The organism is Shewanella sp. BC20 (assembly GCF_003129585.1).
Lineage (GTDB): Bacteria > Pseudomonadota > Gammaproteobacteria > Enterobacterales > Shewanellaceae > Shewanella > Shewanella seohaensis.
In genome coordinates, this window is record NZ_NHRI01000002.1 from 55260 (window position 1) to 70810 (window position 15551).

At 47.9% G+C, this 15551-nt stretch carries 14 protein-coding genes and 1 other RNA gene; 9 read left to right on the forward strand and 6 right to left on the reverse strand.

Features of this window, described 5'->3' with window-relative positions:
* The first annotated feature begins 6 nt into the window (after positions 1–6).
* From pspB to ffs, 7 genes are all read left to right on the forward strand, one after another.
* Positions 7–246, forward strand: coding sequence for an envelope stress response membrane protein PspB (pspB, locus tag CBX96_RS02705; RefSeq protein WP_011071929.1), 240 nt, complete (start codon positions 7–9; stop codon positions 244–246).
* Positions 233–619 (forward strand): envelope stress response membrane protein PspC, encoded by a 387-nt coding sequence (gene pspC, locus CBX96_RS02710; protein ID WP_011623234.1) that lies wholly within the window; start codon positions 233–235, stop codon positions 617–619. Before pspB ends, pspC begins: the two co-directional genes overlap by 14 nt.
* Positions 620–713: 94 nt before the next feature.
* Positions 714–2174: a YcjX family protein gene (locus tag CBX96_RS02715; protein ID WP_109285623.1), complete on the forward strand. Its 1461-nt coding sequence runs from the start codon at positions 714–716 to the stop codon at positions 2172–2174.
* Positions 2171–3373, forward strand: a complete 1203-nt coding sequence (locus tag CBX96_RS02720) for a TIGR01620 family protein (RefSeq protein WP_109285624.1) — start codon at positions 2171–2173, stop codon at positions 3371–3373. Before CBX96_RS02715 ends, CBX96_RS02720 begins: the two co-directional genes overlap by 4 nt.
* Positions 3374–3691: 318 nt before the next feature.
* Positions 3692–4885, forward strand: coding sequence for a methionine gamma-lyase (megL, locus tag CBX96_RS02725; RefSeq protein ID WP_109285625.1), 1194 nt, complete (start codon positions 3692–3694; stop codon positions 4883–4885).
* A gap of 237 nt (positions 4886–5122) precedes the next feature.
* Complete coding sequence (locus tag CBX96_RS02730) at positions 5123–5488, forward strand: ComEA family DNA-binding protein (protein ID WP_109285626.1); 366 nt, start codon at positions 5123–5125, stop codon at positions 5486–5488.
* Positions 5489–5713: 225 nt separating this feature from the next.
* Positions 5714–5811, forward strand: an RNA gene (ffs, locus tag CBX96_RS02735) — signal recognition particle sRNA small type.
* A gap of 140 nt (positions 5812–5951) precedes the next feature.
* Here ffs and CBX96_RS02740 read toward each other — a convergent pair.
* From CBX96_RS02740 to dinG, 6 genes are read right to left on the reverse strand one after another with little or no spacing between them, the layout of a single operon-like run.
* On the reverse strand, positions 5952–6239 hold the full coding sequence (locus tag CBX96_RS02740; RefSeq protein ID WP_011623229.1) for a late competence development ComFB family protein: 288 nt from the start codon (positions 6237–6239) through the stop codon (positions 5952–5954).
* A 33-nt stretch (positions 6240–6272) separates the two neighbouring features.
* Positions 6273–7175: a histone deacetylase gene (locus CBX96_RS02745; protein WP_109285627.1), complete on the reverse strand. Its 903-nt coding sequence runs from the start codon at positions 7173–7175 to the stop codon at positions 6273–6275.
* 5 nt (positions 7176–7180) lie between these two features.
* Entirely contained in the window at positions 7181–7873 is a 693-nt protein-coding gene (locus tag CBX96_RS02750) for a DUF2057 domain-containing protein (RefSeq protein ID WP_089067509.1), read from the reverse strand.
* 9 nt (positions 7874–7882) lie between these two features.
* On the reverse strand, positions 7883–8551 hold the full coding sequence (locus tag CBX96_RS02755; RefSeq protein ID WP_176370290.1) for a primosomal replication protein: 669 nt from the start codon (positions 8549–8551) through the stop codon (positions 7883–7885).
* The gene (locus CBX96_RS02760; protein WP_086902575.1) at positions 8542–9315 is read right to left on the reverse strand and encodes a TSUP family transporter; all 774 of its coding nucleotides are present in this window, start codon (positions 9313–9315) and stop codon (positions 8542–8544) included. The genes CBX96_RS02755 and CBX96_RS02760 overlap by 10 nt, the downstream gene beginning before the upstream one ends.
* Before the next feature lie 9 nt (positions 9316–9324).
* On the reverse strand, positions 9325–11397 hold the full coding sequence (dinG, locus tag CBX96_RS02765) for an ATP-dependent DNA helicase DinG (RefSeq protein ID WP_109285628.1): 2073 nt from the start codon (positions 11395–11397) through the stop codon (positions 9325–9327).
* 140 nt (positions 11398–11537) lie between these two features.
* Between dinG and CBX96_RS02770 the strand changes: the two genes are divergently transcribed.
* A complete protein-coding gene (locus tag CBX96_RS02770; protein ID WP_109285814.1) occupies positions 11538–13970 on the forward strand; it encodes a DNA polymerase II in 2433 nt (810 codons plus the stop codon).
* Between the two features lie 220 nt (positions 13971–14190).
* Complete coding sequence (locus CBX96_RS02775; protein ID WP_109285629.1) at positions 14191–15399, forward strand: porin; 1209 nt, start codon at positions 14191–14193, stop codon at positions 15397–15399.
* The last annotated feature ends 152 nt before the right edge of the window (positions 15400–15551 follow it).

Consider the following 15551-nt stretch of genomic DNA (forward strand, 5'->3'; position numbering starts at 1 on the left):
TGAGTTATGGATATGGACATACTCATGGCACCGATTATCATCTTTATGATAGTGGTGGCGCCAATATGGTTAGTTCTTCATTATCGCAGTAAGCGACAAGTGAGCCAGGGACTCACTGAGGAAGAGTTTTCACAGCTCAATGATTTGATTGCCAAAGCCGATAAGATGGCTGCACGCATCGAAACCTTAGAGGCCATTCTGGATTCAGAATCGCCTGAATGGAGGGGCAAACATGAGAGGAACTAGTGGCCGTACTTTGTATCGGATTCCCCAGTCAGGTAAAGTCGCAGGTGTGTGTGCGGGGATAGCCGAATACTTTGCAATTGAAACATGGTTAGTGCGGGTACTTGCGGTTTCTATCTTCCTATTAGGTGGTTCGGGCGTCGTGTTTATCATCTATGTTGCGTTATGGGTGATACTCGACATCAAACCCCAAAATAGCACTGTTAGGGATGACATCGAGGTGAAGAAGAAACCTTGGCAATCGGGAGAGCCTGCTAAACAAGCGCTGAGCGATGTGAGCAGACAATTTAGAAGCCTAGAGGTGAGACTGCAAAACCTTGAACGCCATGTAACATCTGATAACTTTGATTTAAAAAGACAAATCAATAGCTTGTAATCCCTCTAAAGGGCGGCCATGTCCGCCCTTGTTGCTTAATCTCCCGTCAATTCCAGTGTATAGTTAACCTCATTCAACATTTAGGGACATCCTTATGGGAATGCTTGACGTTTCGTTCCATAAATTAACTCAGAAGAGCCAATCCCTGCTCCATAGGACGGCTGACAGGCATTTACGTCTCGCGGTAACAGGGTTATCGGGGGCGGGCAAAACCGCATTTATTACCGGATTAGTCAACCAACTACTCAATAGTGGCGCGGCTTCTCAGGTATCCCATTCCCGCCATGGGAATGCTTTACCTCTGTGGCAAGTAAGCCGTGAGCAACGTTTGCTCGGAGTGAAGCGGGCGATGCAGCCGGATCTTGAAATTGCCAGCTTCGATTATCAGGGCGCAATGTTAGCGCTTACTTCGACGCCTCCGACTTGGCCAGCATCGACCCGCACGATTTCGGAGCTGCGCTTAGCCATCAAATATCAGCCGCAGAAGGGGCTGCTAGCCAAGTTTGCCGATACAGCTACGCTGTATTTGGATATTGTCGATTATCCCGGCGAGTGGCTATTAGATTTACCTATGCTGCGCCAAAGCTATATTGAGTGGTGCAGCGCGCAGCAACAACGTGTCGCCGTGTTAAAAAGCTCGCCTTTGTATGCAGAATTTCAAACTTCGTTAAGTGCGCTCAATTTAACCGAGGCGGCCGATGAGCTGCAGCTTAAACGCATTGCCGATCAGTATCAGCAACTCTTGCACGATTTAGTACATGTGCAGGGGTATTATCAGGCACAACCCGGACGAATGTTATTACCAGGGGAATGGGAAGGCGCGCCGCTGCTGGCGTTTTTTCCGCTGTTATCGGTGGCCGATAATCAATGGAACGAGCTCAAACAAAGCGATAAACACAGCGCCTTTCATGTCCTAGAAAAACGCTACCAAGAATACGTAGCCAAGGTTGTTAAACCTTTCTATAAACAGCATTTTTCGGGGTTTGATCGCCAGTTAGTGCTGGTTGATTGCTTCAGCGCCTTAAACCGTGGCAAAACCCAGTTTGAGGATATGGGCGCCGCGTTAAATGCCATTATGGAGAGTTTCCAATACGGCCAATCCAGTTACTTACGCCGATTGTTTGCGCCGCGGATAGACAGATTATTATTTGCCGCCAGTAAGGTTGACCATGTGACGCGGGACCAACAAAGTCATGTGTTATCCCTGCTGACCGATATGCTCAAACACAGCCAACACTTTGCCAGTTTCGATGGTTGTAAAGTCGAGACTATGGCCATTAGTGCCATTAAGGCGACGCGTCATGGCATGGTGACCACCCAAGAAGGGGATGTAGAAGTCGTGCAAGGGATTGGATTAAACGGCCAAGCCCTGACGCTTTTTCCCGGTGAAGTGCCCACTCGCTTACCCGAGCCCAACTTTTGGCGCGATCAAGGGTTTCATTTTATGGGATTTGCTCCGCCGAATAACAGCAATGTGGACCCATCTTCGGTGCATTTTGACCATATCCGTCTCGATCACCTTCTGCAGTATCTCGTGGGGGATAAATTGGAATGAGTTTAAATTCGTTACCACCTTCAAGTGAGTCAGAGACAAACGGGCTCGATAAGCCAGTGTCTGAAAATACACTTGGAAGCCAACCGCTCAAAAAACAACAAGTATTTGATTCTGACAAGGTCAAACTTCAGTCTGCCTCTGATGAGCTTAAGAGTGCCCAAGCTTTTGCACCACAGACACCCTTAAAAGCGGTGGATGAAGTTGTCGATGATGCCTTAGCGGCCCATCCGAAAGCACTGGATGTATCATCCATTCGGCCAAAACTGCATCAATCTCGCCGTTGGTCTTGGCTGGCGCGTTTATCCGTCTTTGGGTTATTGCTACTGGTTTTAGTGCAAACGGGATTAGGTTTGCGGGACGCTTGGTTATCAAGCCCTTGGTTATTTAGCTTTTATGGCGCAGTACTCGGTTTAGTCGGCAGCTGGGCTATGGTCGTAGCCTTGGGCGAATACCGTAAATTAAAACGCCTCAAGCAGGTTGCCGATACGCAAGAGTCGGGTGCAAGGCTTGCTCTCAGTATGCAAATGGGTGAGGCCGATGGTTTTATCAATAATATAGTGCGCCATTATCCCGATAGTCAGGGGCTACAGCGGTTGCGTCAGTCGCTCAAAGATGAACATAACGACGCCGAAAAAGTGCTGTTATTTGAGGACTTAGTGCTTACTGAGCGGGATGAACTGGCGAAAAAAATCGTCCGTCGATACGCGGCCGAGTCAGCCGTGTTGCTTGCTGCGAGTCCACTGGCGGCATTGGATATGGCCATTATTCTTTGGCGTAACCAACGCATGCTGCGGGATGTCGCCTCCTGTTATGGGATAGAGTTAGGCTATTGGAGTCGGATTAAACTCATTCGCAGCATCATCATTAACATCATCTATGCCGGTACCAGCGAGCTAGTGACCGATTTGGGGACCCAACTGCTGTCGGTTGAGATGACGGGGAAATTATCTGCACGGCTCGCCCAAGGCTTAGGTGGCGGGCTGCTCACAGCGCGCTTAGGGTATCAAGCCATGGCGCTATGTAGACCTATTCAGTTTAGGGAGGAGCAGCGCCCTAAATTATCGAAAGTTCATCAAGAGTTGTTGATTGAGCTTAAACAGTTTGCCGGTAAGTTATTGACTAAAGACGGACGTGATGCGCTTAAGAGCCAATTAGAGGCTGCTGAACTTAAAACAGGCTCAACACCCAAAGAGAAATAACCTAGCCGAATGTATAACACTGCGACTGCACTTTAGGCTAAATGCTAATGCGTTAATGACCCTGTCATTAGCGCATTTTTTATCTCTGATTTCCTGCCCTAAACCTCTGAATGTAACAACTTAGTTACAGCGTCTCTGATGCTATTTTCACCATGGCACTGGTTTCACCCGCTCGGCGGGGTATGTTAGTGCTTATTCGATAGGGCTAATGTTTCATTAACTTATCAATAGGACTTATCAAGACCCTAAGCATGGCCTCATTAAAACGAACAATGACACAACAAGCGAATGAGGCTCTGCGACAACAAGGAGTGAGCAATGCAAGATGAATCAAGCAAGCAGTGGAAAGCCGCAACCCAAGCCATTCATGCCGGACATGAGCGCGAAGCCTTTGGTACTTTGGTGACGCCACTTTATCAAACGGCGACCTTTGTCTTTGAGTCGGCGCAGCAAGGCGGTGAGCGATTCGCTGGCAACGAACCCGGTTATATTTATACTCGCCTAGGTAACCCGACAGTTGCCGAGCTGGAACGTAAAATGGCGATTTTAGAAGGGGCAGAAGCGGCGGCAGCAACGGCTTCTGGCATGGGGGCCGTATCGGCGGCGCTGCTGGCTAACTTGCAGATGGGCGATCATTTAGTGGCTTCCAATGCGGTTTATGGCTGCACCTTTGCCCTTATGACCAGCCAATTTGCCCGCTTCGGTATCGAAGTCACCTTAGTCGATTTTACCGATTTAGCGGCCATTGAGCGGGCCATCAAACCCAACACTCGGGTGATTTTTTGCGAAACTCCGGTTAATCCTCATCTACAGGTGTTTGATCTTAAAGGTATCGCCGATATTGCGAAACGGCATCAGCTTGTCAGCATTGTCGATAATACTTTTATGACGCCGCTGCTGCAGCAACCCTTAGCATTCGGCATCGATTTAGTGGTACACAGTGCGACTAAGTATTTGAATGGGCATGGCGATGTGATTGCCGGCGTCGTGTGTGGCAGTGAAGAGCAGCTGCACAGAGTGAAATATGAAATCCTAAAAGATATCGGTGCCGTCATGTCTCCCCACGATGCTTGGCTGATTTTGCGCGGGCTGAAAACCTTAGATGTACGTTTGCAGCGCCATTGTGACAGTGCCCAGCGTGTTGCCGAGTTTTTGGAGCAACATCCTGCGGTGACTCGGGTGTATTATCCCGGGCTTAAATCCCATTCAGGGCATCGATTTATCGGGGGACAGATGGCGCGGGCTGGTGGCGTGATTGCCTTTGAGTTAGCCGCCTCTTTTGAACAAGCCATGGCTTTTGTGGGTTACCTTAAGCTGTTTTCAATCGCCGTAAGTTTGGGGGATGCGGAATCCCTTATTCAGCACCCTGCTTCCATGACCCATTCGCCCTACACGCCAGAGGCGCGCCAGGCCGCGGGGATAAGTGATAATTTACTGCGGATCTCAATCGGTTTAGAGGATTGTGACGATATCATCGAGGATTTAAACCAAGCCTTGGCCATGCTGGCATAAGGCTCTACGAGGTTTAGTAAAAGGATGTCCTTTGGCATCCTTTTTTTTATGGCACGACGCAATTTGCTATATCACCAGCTACATCACCAACAATACTATCTGCAAAGAACGGGTTATGTTAGCGATTCACAATATTTGTATTGAGCCGTTTGGAAATTCATAAAAGCTTCGTCTATGTTTGATTGACGGCCACGGAAGTAGGACGAAAGGCCGAATTTCAAGGAGAGAGGAAGCATTATGAAAGTAACACACCGTTTACCCGCAATGATGAGCGCCATTGTCTTTTCAGCCCTGTTTGCACTACCTGCGATGGCGGCCGATCCCGTTAAAGAAGCCAGTAAAGTACAAACTCAAGCTAAGACCGATGCTAAAAGTATGGCAATGGATGCTAAGCAAGCCATGCCTGATTCGGCTCAGGTGAATATCAATACCGCCTCGTCTGAGCAGTTACAAATGCTCAAGGGCATTGGGGCGGCCAAGGCGCAGGCCATCATAGACTATCGAATGCAGAATGGTAAATTTAAGGCCATTGATGAGTTGGCCAATGTCTCTGGCATTGGTGCTAAGCTGATTGAGCAAAATCGCCATATGATAAAGCTTTAGGAATAAGGCGTCTCCAGACTCTTGGTGCTGGAGCCCTTATAAGAAAAAGCCAGCATTAGCAGGCTTTTATCATTTTCACTTGGCTAGTTTGCCTATAGATTGTCCAGTTAAACCGGATATTTGCCAAACGGACGGATTAGCACTTGATCCCATAGGAGCCATGGGGGATAATCCGCGTCGTTCAGTGATCATCCACCAAGTGATACACTCGAAGTTATGGTGACCCTAGGGTCCCCCCGCAATGATAACTTGTGAACTCGGCCAGGCCCGGAAGGGAGCAACCGCAGCAAGCGACTCGTGTGCCGGGGTGTCGGCTCTAGGGGAACCTCCAAATCTCCCCATCCTATTCCAATCTTCTTTATCTTTAACTCAGCAACTAGCCAACTTAGCATTTAGCAACTCTACTGAATTTACTCGTAAAAGCTTGTTGCAAATCGATGTAGCTATGCCACTTTCGTATGACTTAGCTGTCGGCTTCTTCCTGCTGCATTCTTTTTTGTAGATTCTGTTTAAGAAAGGCGCGTGATTTCTCTAATGCGGCTTGGATTTCTCGTTTAAGCTCTTGCAACTCGTTGTAATCTTCGAAGAAATAGGTGTCGACTAGGTGACGAATATAGCGCACGGGCAGTTGATTGAGTGTCACACAGCAGAGATCGGCTAAATAATCCTCCGGTAATTCATCCATCAGGCCTTCATCGGATAACATTTCCATTAAGAGAACTTCGTAATAGTTACGGATTTCGAGTTGCATCGCTGTGCTCCATGATGATTTTTATTGAGTTTGCTACCACAAATGGTTGGCTGCAATAAAAAGTTGGCTATGTCTTTGGCTTAATTGTAGTTCGTCTCGGCTGTAGCCGCCGCCAATTACCGCTGCAACAGGAATATTTGCTGCTTTTGCCATAGATAACACGGTTAGATCACGTTGATACAATCCCTGCTTGCTGATCTTTAGGTGCCCTAAGTCATCATCTTGATGAATATCGACGCCGGCGTCATACAGGATTAAATCCGGCTGATGGAGTCGAATCAGCAGTTCGAGAGTCTGTTCGACGGTTTCCTGATAAGCGCTGTCATCTGCACCTTTCGTCAGTTCAATATCATAGTGTGACTGCTGTTTACGACTGGGAAAATTCTCTTTGCAGTGGATGGAGCAACTGATAATGCCTTGATGCTTGTGGCTGAGGGTGGCTGTGCCATCACCTTGATGCACGTCACAGTCAAAAATCAGCACCTTATGTAACTGCTGCTCGACCATCAGTTTACGGGCGGCGATAATCAAGTCGTTGAAAATACAGTAACCGCTGCCAAAGTCATAGTGTGCATGGTGATAACCGCCCGTTAAGTGAAGGGCGATACCCGTTTGCAAGGCTAAATGTGCGGTCAAACTCGTCCCCGATACCGAGTGCAAAGTGCGCTCGACTAAGGCTTCACTCCATGGAAAGCCGATGCGTCTTAAGGCCGTACTGGCTAAGCTGCCTTGGATAAATTGTTCGACATAATCTTGCTGATGCACCTGCATTACATCTTCTGCCGTCATCGGCGAGGGAGTATGGAATTGAGCCGGAACAGCCAGTTGATTATCGAGCAGATACTGATAAAGACGTGCGTATTTGGTCGTGGGAAAGCGGTGGTGGGAGGGTAACGCCAGCTTGGAGTAGCTGGCGTGATAAACCAATGGGATCATCTTGATTAGAGTTGTGAAATAGCCCAGCTCATAAACTCTTTACGTGTTTTCTCATCGGCTTGTAACCACCAGTATTGCAGCATCTGTTGTGGATTCGCGCCCGCTGCTTTAGAAGTATCAACCGGAGCGGTTAATGAGGTGGCGTTCACAGCTGCCTGCGCCGAAGTGGGGGCTGGCGTGGCAACCACCGCCGCTGTGCCTGCTGCGCCCGTTGCAGCGGCGGCAGTACCTGACACATCTACCGCTTGGTTACCGCTAAAGAGACGGGAGACAAAGCTCTCTTCTTCAATGTCGGTGTTTGTCACTTTGTAATTCACCTGACCTTTGTCAGAGCGGGTTAATACGACCTGAGGATTTTGAGCGAAGGTTTTAGGCTTTTTAACGACTTTGCCCTCAGCGGCTTGCAAATAATATTGATGATCGCCGTCCACTTCTAAGGTCACGATAAAAGGGGATGACTTAACGAAGGTTTGGCTGTCACTGAAATCGTCTTCAACCATTTCATGGTAACGGATGGCGATTTTGTGAGTGCCGGGCGCCAACTCTAAGCTGCTTTTATGGTTGAATACGCTGGACTCGACTTTTTTGCCATCGAGGGCAAGGTATTCGAAGGACATAGGGATATTCAGATCTGCGGCAAAGGCTGAGGCAGAGCCGAGTAGCACTAGCAGGCTGCTGATTGGCAAAAGTGATTTCATTGTTGCTCCTTAACGATTATGACTCTGATGCGGACGTTCGAATGCTTGAATGCGATCTTCGATATAACTGATGGCTTGCCTGCATTTACCCAAACGACGATGCATCAAAAGGATGTCATTTTGCAAACGGATTTTGTCAGCACTATGACAGTTTTCAAGTTTTGATTCCATTTCTGCAATTTTTTGTTCAAATTTCTTAGCCCAATTCAGATGCTTATTCAATTCGGCATAGATTTCGTGGCTATTTTGTAACACATTGCTGGCAATCCAAGCAAACCCACTGGCTTGGTGCGATTGGGTCTGTTGTTGGGCAAAACGCGCACGTTTACTGGCACGTTGTTGATTTTTAGACTTTATATCGATTGAGGTCGTCAGTAGCGCCCGTTTAACCGCGGTAAAACGGTCTTGAATACGTTCACAGCTTAAGGCGATGGTTTGCGGCGCAAGTTTTAGAGCGATTTGCTTCTCTAACTGACCGATACTATTACGAATTTGTTCAATGCAGGGCATCAGCTGGGCGCCATTTTGAATAAACAGCGATTGATTAAATCGCTCAATATCCTGCAGAAGTTTACGCTGGCTCGGCGCCAGATGACTGTCGTGTTGCAGTACCTCTTGCTCGAGTGTTGTGAGCTGATTTTTCAACGTGCTGATTAGCTGCGAAGTGTTCAAAACCATGCGCTCCATGCCAGATTAGCGGCAATTGACAGGACAATTAATATAAACAAAGGCCGAATAAAAGGCATACCAAATTTTATCGCACAGCGGGCGCCGATAAAGGAGCCGAGCATCATAGATAACCCCATCCACAGGCCGATTTGCCAATGGACTTGCCCTAGAAAGCCAAAGATCGCCAGCGCCGTTAAGTTACTGGTAAAAGTCATGGCTCTGGCAAGTGCGCAGCTATGCAACAGCGGTAATTTGTACAAAGCGCCTGAACTTACAGTCCAAAAAGCGCCAATGCCAGGGCCGGCAAAACCATCATAGCCACCCAGCAATAGCCCTTGTAGACTTTGTTTGAGTTTAGATTGAGCTTTTGTTGGTGCCTGACAATCGGTATCCGAGATGGCATTTGGGCTCAGCAAACTGTATATCGCGATGCCAATAATGAGCAGTGGTAAGGCTTTTTCAAGCCACAGGGCATTTAACAGGTACACCAATACACTGCCGAGCACCGCACCAATAAAGGTGGCGATAAACGCCATATACCAAAAACTAGGTTTGAGCAGATGTTGGCGATAATAGGTCCAAGCCGCCATGGAGGAGCCAAAACTGGCGGCAAATTTATTGGTACCTAAGGCGGTGTGGGGCGGGATCCCGAGGGTGAGCAGGGCAGGAATGGAGAGCAGGCCTCCACCACCGACTACGGCATCGATAAAACCTGCAATTAAGCCAATGACAGCCAACAGGGCCCAGTTACTGGGCTCGAGTAACAACTCCAAATCTTAATCCTACTCAATGACTCGTCTAAAGGGGGGCAGTGCGTCTAGCAAGGATTTGCCGTAACGTTTGGTCACTAATCGTCTATCAAGGATAGTGACTCGGCCATAATCCTGCTCTTTGCGCAGTAATCTACCACAACTTTGGATAAGCTTTCGCGATGCATCTGGAATGGTGAGTTGCAGAAACGGATTTCCGCCCTTTATTTTCACATACTCGGCATGGGCTTGCTCAACGGGCGATGTCGGCACCGCAAAGGGCAGCTTAGTGACGATGAGGTTGGTGAGGTAATCTCCGGGTAAGTCTAGACCTTCAGAAAAACTGCCCGTGCCAAACAAAATACTCGGCTCACCTTTGTCGCACTTGGCTTTGTGGGTCTCAAGCAATTGCTGGCGCGGGGCATTTCCTTGAATAAGGATTTCCTGCGTGAGTTTGCCCTCAATCAATTCAGCGACTTTCTCCATTTGCCAGTAAGATGCAAACAACACTAAGGTGGCCATTTCGCCTTCAATCAGCTCTAGAATCTGTTCGGCAAGCTCTGCGGTATAGGCATCGTCCGTCGGCTCGGTTTTCATCTTAGGTAAGTAGAGCGTGGCGTTATTCGGATAATCGAAAGGGGATTGCAGGGCGAGATAACGACTGCCGTCCTTTACCGACAATCCCACTTGATGGGCGAAATGGTCGAAGTTATTCAGCGCCCTCAGGGTTGCGCTGCACAGTACGACGCCAGCCGCCTTTTGCCACAGCATAGATTCGAGCATAAAACCGACTTCAATCGGCGAGGCGCTAAACAAGTAATCGACCTGTTTGCCCGTGAGTAATTCAATCCAGCGGGCGAGGGGCGCGCCTTTAGTCGAATCTTCCTTTGCCATCATTTTCCAGAGCTTTTGCAGGTTTTCGAGTCGCTGCAACATAAAGCCCATTTCGGCCTGTAGCGCTTCCGCTTGGTGCTTAGGAATGTCGCCATCTTTTATCGCCTCGGCCAACAATAACTGCATCTTGTTAAATTGCTTTAGGGCAAGATTGGAGGTGGCCGCGAGATTCTCGGCGGGGATTTTCAGTGCATCGGGCAATTTGCCGTGTTCGAACCGATAGCGGCTCTCAGGATTAGCAAACTGCTTGGTCTGGGTATCACAGAAGTGGGCGACTTGATTGAGCTGAGCGATTAAGTCTCCGATATGATCCTGCATCGCCTGCGCAGGGGCGATAATATTGTTGCTCTTTATCTGATTTTGTAACTTGGCGCTGGTCTTACCGACTTTTTCGAGCCAGTCGGCGGCGCCTCTAAGCGTTGCCTGAGCGCTAGAAAAGTCCCGGGCGACGATAGGTAAGTGGTGAGCTTCGTCAATGACGTAAAATACGTCTTCGGGATCGGGCAAAATCACCCCGCCGCCCAGCTCTAAGTCGGCAAACAGCAAACTGTGGTTGGCGATCAGTACATCCCAGGTATCCACATCCTCGCGGGCCTTGTGAAACGGGCAATTACGATGGTTGGCGAGTTGCCGATGACAACTGTGTTTATCGCAGGCGATTTGTTGCCAGAGATGGTCCGGTATCGGTGTCGATAACGTATCGATTTCACCGTTCCAACGGCCTTCATTAAAGTCGCTGAGCAGCTCCTGCAACATGGCAATTTGGCTGTTATCAGGCTTTGTTTGCCACATGGCCATTTGGGTACTGTTATCATCGCCGATTAACATTGCAAGCTTGGACAAACAGACATAACGCTGGCGCCCTTTTACCAGACCAAAGCGAAAGTTTAGCCCTGATTGTTCGAGAAAAAACGGTAAGTCTTTGTGCAGCAACTGCTCCTGAAGCGCCACGGTTGCCGTCGCGATACAGACCTTTTTCTTACTCGCAAGTGCAAGCGGAATCGTGCCCAAAATATAAGACAATGATTTACCAATCCCCGTACCCGCTTCGACCACAATGATGCGTCTATCTTTGTCATAGTCGCCAGCAAGAGTCTTAGAGATTTCTGCCACCATAAAATTTTGCTCGCGGCGTGGCCTAAAATTAGGCAAAGCGGCGGCAATATCTTTATAGATAGCGCGGATCTGGTTTTTTACGTTGTCAGGTAACATGCGGCACTACTTTATCGAATTAATGCTGTACATAATAACAGTGATTGCATAGCCTAAGAAACTTTTCTGCCATTTTATGGCAATTTTATTCTGTGTCCCGAGAATCAATAAGCAGCGAGAGCCCTAGAGTGAAACCGCAGTTGAATTCCCCCGAGAGTCTGCCGCCTGAAACGGCTGCGCCTGTGAGTGTACAGGGACGCGTCCTCACGCGCCATGCTATTACGCGCGGTGCAACGCTTGTGCTGCAGTATTATCTCGCCACCGCTTCAGGCCCTGTGCTGGTGGAGTTACCTGGCTCTGAGTACATTTGTTTTTGTCATCAAAGCGATATGGCGGCATTGCAGTTACAAACACCGGGGCAGGCGCTGCGCTTTGTACCGCTTGCACTTAAAAGCTTTAAAAGACAATCCGTGGCGGCGATTTATGCCCAGTCGAGCAGTGTGTATCGTCACTTACTGCGGATAGCGACGGATGCTGGCATTCCCTTATTTGAGGCGGATATTCGTCCCGAGCAGCGTTTTTTAATCGAGCGTTTTGTGGCGCTCGATGTGGCATTTTTAGGGCATTTTGTCAGCAACGCTGACATAGATGAACAATTGCCCATTTTTAGCGCTGTACGCGCGAAAGCCGTTGCGCCGCAGCCAGAAATAAAATTGCGTTCAATTTCCCTCGATTTTGAATGCAGTTTTGAAGGATTACTCTATTCCGTGGCCCTTTATGGACGCGATGCGCAATCTCAGCCCTATGAAAAAGTCATTATGGTGGGTGAGCCGCAGCCAGATGCTGCAATCTACATCGAATGGGTGAGCGATGAAGCGGCGCTTATCCATCGTCTCATCGCTTGGTTTACTGAGTTTGATCCCGACGTGATCATTGGTTGGTCTGTGGTGACCTTTGATTTGGCCTTGTTATATCGGCGTGCGTTACTGCACCGGATCCCGCTGCGTATCGGTCGAGGTGGCGCGCTCCTCGAGTGGAAGGTCGAGAATAAATTTCGGCCAGAAACCTTAAGTTTACCGGGGCGAGTGGTGCTCGATGGTATCGATTGGTTAAAGGCGGCCTTTTATCAATTCGAGCGCTTCTCCTTGGAGTTTGTCGCCCAAGCGCTACTAGGTGAAGGCAAAGCGATTCATGATGTAGAAAATCGAGCGCAAGAGATTGATGCGCTATTTGCCGAAAATAAACAAGGGCTTGCACATTATAATCTGACCGATAGTCGCTTAGTGTGGGATATCTTTGAACATACTCGATTGTGGGATTTTGCCCTCGCTCGCGCCGAGTTAACGGGGTTAGAACTGGGGCGCGTAGGTGCCTCGGTCGCCGCATTCAACCATTTGTATCTACCGCATTTACATAGGGCAGGCTTCGTCGCACCCGCAGAGCCAGCTAGCCAAGGGATAGAAAGCCCTGGTGGTTATGTAATGGATTCAGTCCCGGGTTTTTATCAACATATTTTAGTGTTTGACTTTAAAAGCCTTTACCCATCGATTATCCGGACTTTTTTAATTGATCCTAAGGGATTGATTGAAGGTTTGGATGACGAGGAGGGATCGGCATTAGATGAGCCTGAAACCGTTGCCGGTTTTTTGGGCGCGCGGTTTAACCGACATCAACCTATCCTGCCAAAACTTATCCAAAATCTCTCCGAACAACGCGAAAAAGCCAAGCGAGAGGCGAATGCGCCTTTATCGCAAGCGATTAAAATCATTATGAATTCGCTTTATGGGGTTTTGGGTTCCCAAGGCTGCGTGTTCCATGATGCGAAACTGGCAAGCTCCATCACCATGCGCGGTCATCAAATCATGAAGCAAACTCGCGCGTGGATTGAGGACATGGGCTACCAAGTCATTTATGGAGATACCGACTCCACCTTCGTTTATTTAGGCCCAGAGCCAGATCTCAGTGATATTAATGCCTTAGGTAAGCAGATTGCCGCGCGAATGAATCAGCAATGGCAAAATAAAATTGCGCAGGAGTTTCAGCTAGAAAGTTTTCTCGAACTACAGTTTGAGCGCCACTACGAGCAGTTTTTTATGCCGACCCTGCGGGGCTCGGAGGAGGGCAGTAAGAAGCGTTATGTCGGTGCTTGGCGCAATCGAAATGGCGCGCTGGAAATCACTTTTAAGGGGATGGAGCAGGTTCGCAGTGATTGGAGCCCCTTGGCGCGTAAGGTGCAGGCTGAACTCTATGAACGCATGTTTAACCAAAGGGATATTAGTGGCTATTTGACGGATGTGATTGCTGAGCTGCTGGCTGGTAAACGCGATGATGAGCTGGTATTTAGCAAACGCATGCGCCGTAATTTAGATGAATACACGGCCAAGTCGTCTCCCCATGTGAAAGTCGCGCGCCAACTTTGTGAATTAACAGGAAAGACATCCTTTGGCAAGCGAGGGGCACAGATTGATTATGTGATTACTGTAAACGGTCCTGAACCGGTTTCGCATAGATCGTCTACAATTGATTATCAATACTACATAGATAAGCAAATTGGCTCTATCGCAGAGCCTGTCTTTTCAATAATGAAATTAAATTACACGAACATTGCCTCTAAACAGTTGCTGTTAATATAGTGTTGCCGTTGTGTGTTTTGTGTTTTATTTGCGGGTCTTTGTAGTGTTTTAACCTGTTTTATAGAGGTTAAACACGCTGTTTTTGTGATGTTTCTCTACATAATCTTTAGGTTTCGCTTGGAGAGTGGAATGAAAATTTGCTACTCTCACCGGGAAATTGTAAGGAAATATAACAACGGAATGACGTTGATAAAACATAAACGAAAAGGTTAAGCACCAAATGAACAAAACGTTAGTAGCAACTGCGCTAGCAGCACTCTTTCTCGCGCCAACAGTATCAGCAATCGAAATCTACAAAGACGATAAAAATGCGGTAGAAATCGGTGGCTTTATTGATGTGCGCGTAATCAATACCCAAGGTGAAACTGAAGTTGTTAATGGTGCTTCTCGAATTAATTTTGGTTTCAGCCGTGAGTTAACCAATGGTTGGAACGCATTTGCCAAGTTGGAATGGGGCGTGAACCCTGTTGGCAGCAGCGACATTGTCTATAACAACCGTTTCGAATCGGTGCAGGACGAGTTCTTCTACAATCGTCTAGGCTACGCAGGCATCAGCCACGATGAATACGGCACTATTACTATTGGTAAACAATGGGGTGCTTGGTATGACGTGGTATACAACACAAACTACGGTTTTGTGTGGGATGGTAACTCTGCAGGTGTTTACACCTTCAACAAAGACGACGGCGCGGTAAACGGCGTTGGTCGTGGTGATAAAGTTGTTCAATATCGTAACAGTTTTGGTGATGTGAGCTTCGCGGTTCAGGCGCAATTAAAAAACAGCAGTTTCTATACCTGTGATATCGAAAACATTACTGAGAGTGCCTGTGAAGCGGAATGGAACGCTGGTAAGAAAGAAGCGCAGCAAGTTACCTACGATTACACCTATGGTGCGTCTTTGACTTACAAAGCCACCGATAAACTCAGCTTAATGGCGGGTATGAACCGTGGTGAGTTTGATGTGGCCTATGGCACTGGTGAGCAAAAAACCGCTGTTGATTTAATCTACGGTGTGGGCGCGACCTGGGGCGATTTCGACAAGAATGGCTTATATGCTGCCGCCAACGTTCATAAAGAAGAGAACCATGATACCGACAACATCGGCCGTTTGATTAAAGATGCCTACGGTGTTGAAACTTTAGTTTCTTACAAGTTTGATAACGGTTTACGTCCATTTGTTTCTTATAACATTCTGGATGCCGGTAAAGACTATGTTATTCAACCAAACTTTAACGCCGATCCGAACGATGTGTTCAAACGTCAGTTTGTAGTTGTAGGTTTACACTTTGTTTGGGATCCAAACACGGTTCTGTATGTTGAAGCACGTAAAGACTACAGCGACTTCACCAGCACCGACAAAGCACAAGAAGCCAGAATGTCATTATCAGAAGATGACGGCATCGCCATTGGTATCCGCTATACGCTTTAAGCCTCAGCTGTTTATCTAGAAACTAGATAACGAAAAGTTAACAAAAACGCCAGTCAGCAATGACTGGCGTTTTTTGTTTTAATTATTCAAGTTTATCTCAGACTGTGAGTTCTCCAATAGCTTATGCATTCTACAAGAGTATTGTTAAGGCA

Bases quoted from the DNA above. Each gene is read 5' to 3' on its own strand.
- pspB (WP_011071929.1), top strand. From the start codon at position 7: ATGGATATGGACATACTCATGGCACCGATTATCATCTTTATGATAGTG.
- pspC (WP_011623234.1), top strand. From the start codon at position 233: ATGAGAGGAACTAGTGGCCGTACTTTGTATCGGATTCCCCAGTCAGGT.
- CBX96_RS02715 (WP_109285623.1), top strand. From the start codon at position 714: ATGGGAATGCTTGACGTTTCGTTCCATAAATTAACTCAGAAGAGCCAA.
- CBX96_RS02720 (WP_109285624.1), top strand. From the start codon at position 2,171: ATGAGTTTAAATTCGTTACCACCTTCAAGTGAGTCAGAGACAAACGGG.
- megL (WP_109285625.1), top strand. From the start codon at position 3,692: ATGCAAGATGAATCAAGCAAGCAGTGGAAAGCCGCAACCCAAGCCATT.
- CBX96_RS02730 (WP_109285626.1), top strand. From the start codon at position 5,123: ATGAAAGTAACACACCGTTTACCCGCAATGATGAGCGCCATTGTCTTT.
- CBX96_RS02740 (WP_011623229.1), bottom strand. From the start codon at position 6,239: ATGCAACTCGAAATCCGTAACTATTACGAAGTTCTCTTAATGGAAATG.
- CBX96_RS02745 (WP_109285627.1), bottom strand. From the start codon at position 7,175: ATGATCCCATTGGTTTATCACGCCAGCTACTCCAAGCTGGCGTTACCC.
- CBX96_RS02750 (WP_089067509.1), bottom strand. From the start codon at position 7,873: ATGAAATCACTTTTGCCAATCAGCAGCCTGCTAGTGCTACTCGGCTCT.
- CBX96_RS02755 (WP_176370290.1), bottom strand. From the start codon at position 8,551: ATGGTTTTGAACACTTCGCAGCTAATCAGCACGTTGAAAAATCAGCTC.
- dinG (WP_109285628.1), bottom strand. From the start codon at position 11,397: ATGTTACCTGACAACGTAAAAAACCAGATCCGCGCTATCTATAAAGAT.
- CBX96_RS02775 (WP_109285629.1), top strand. From the start codon at position 14,191: ATGAACAAAACGTTAGTAGCAACTGCGCTAGCAGCACTCTTTCTCGCG.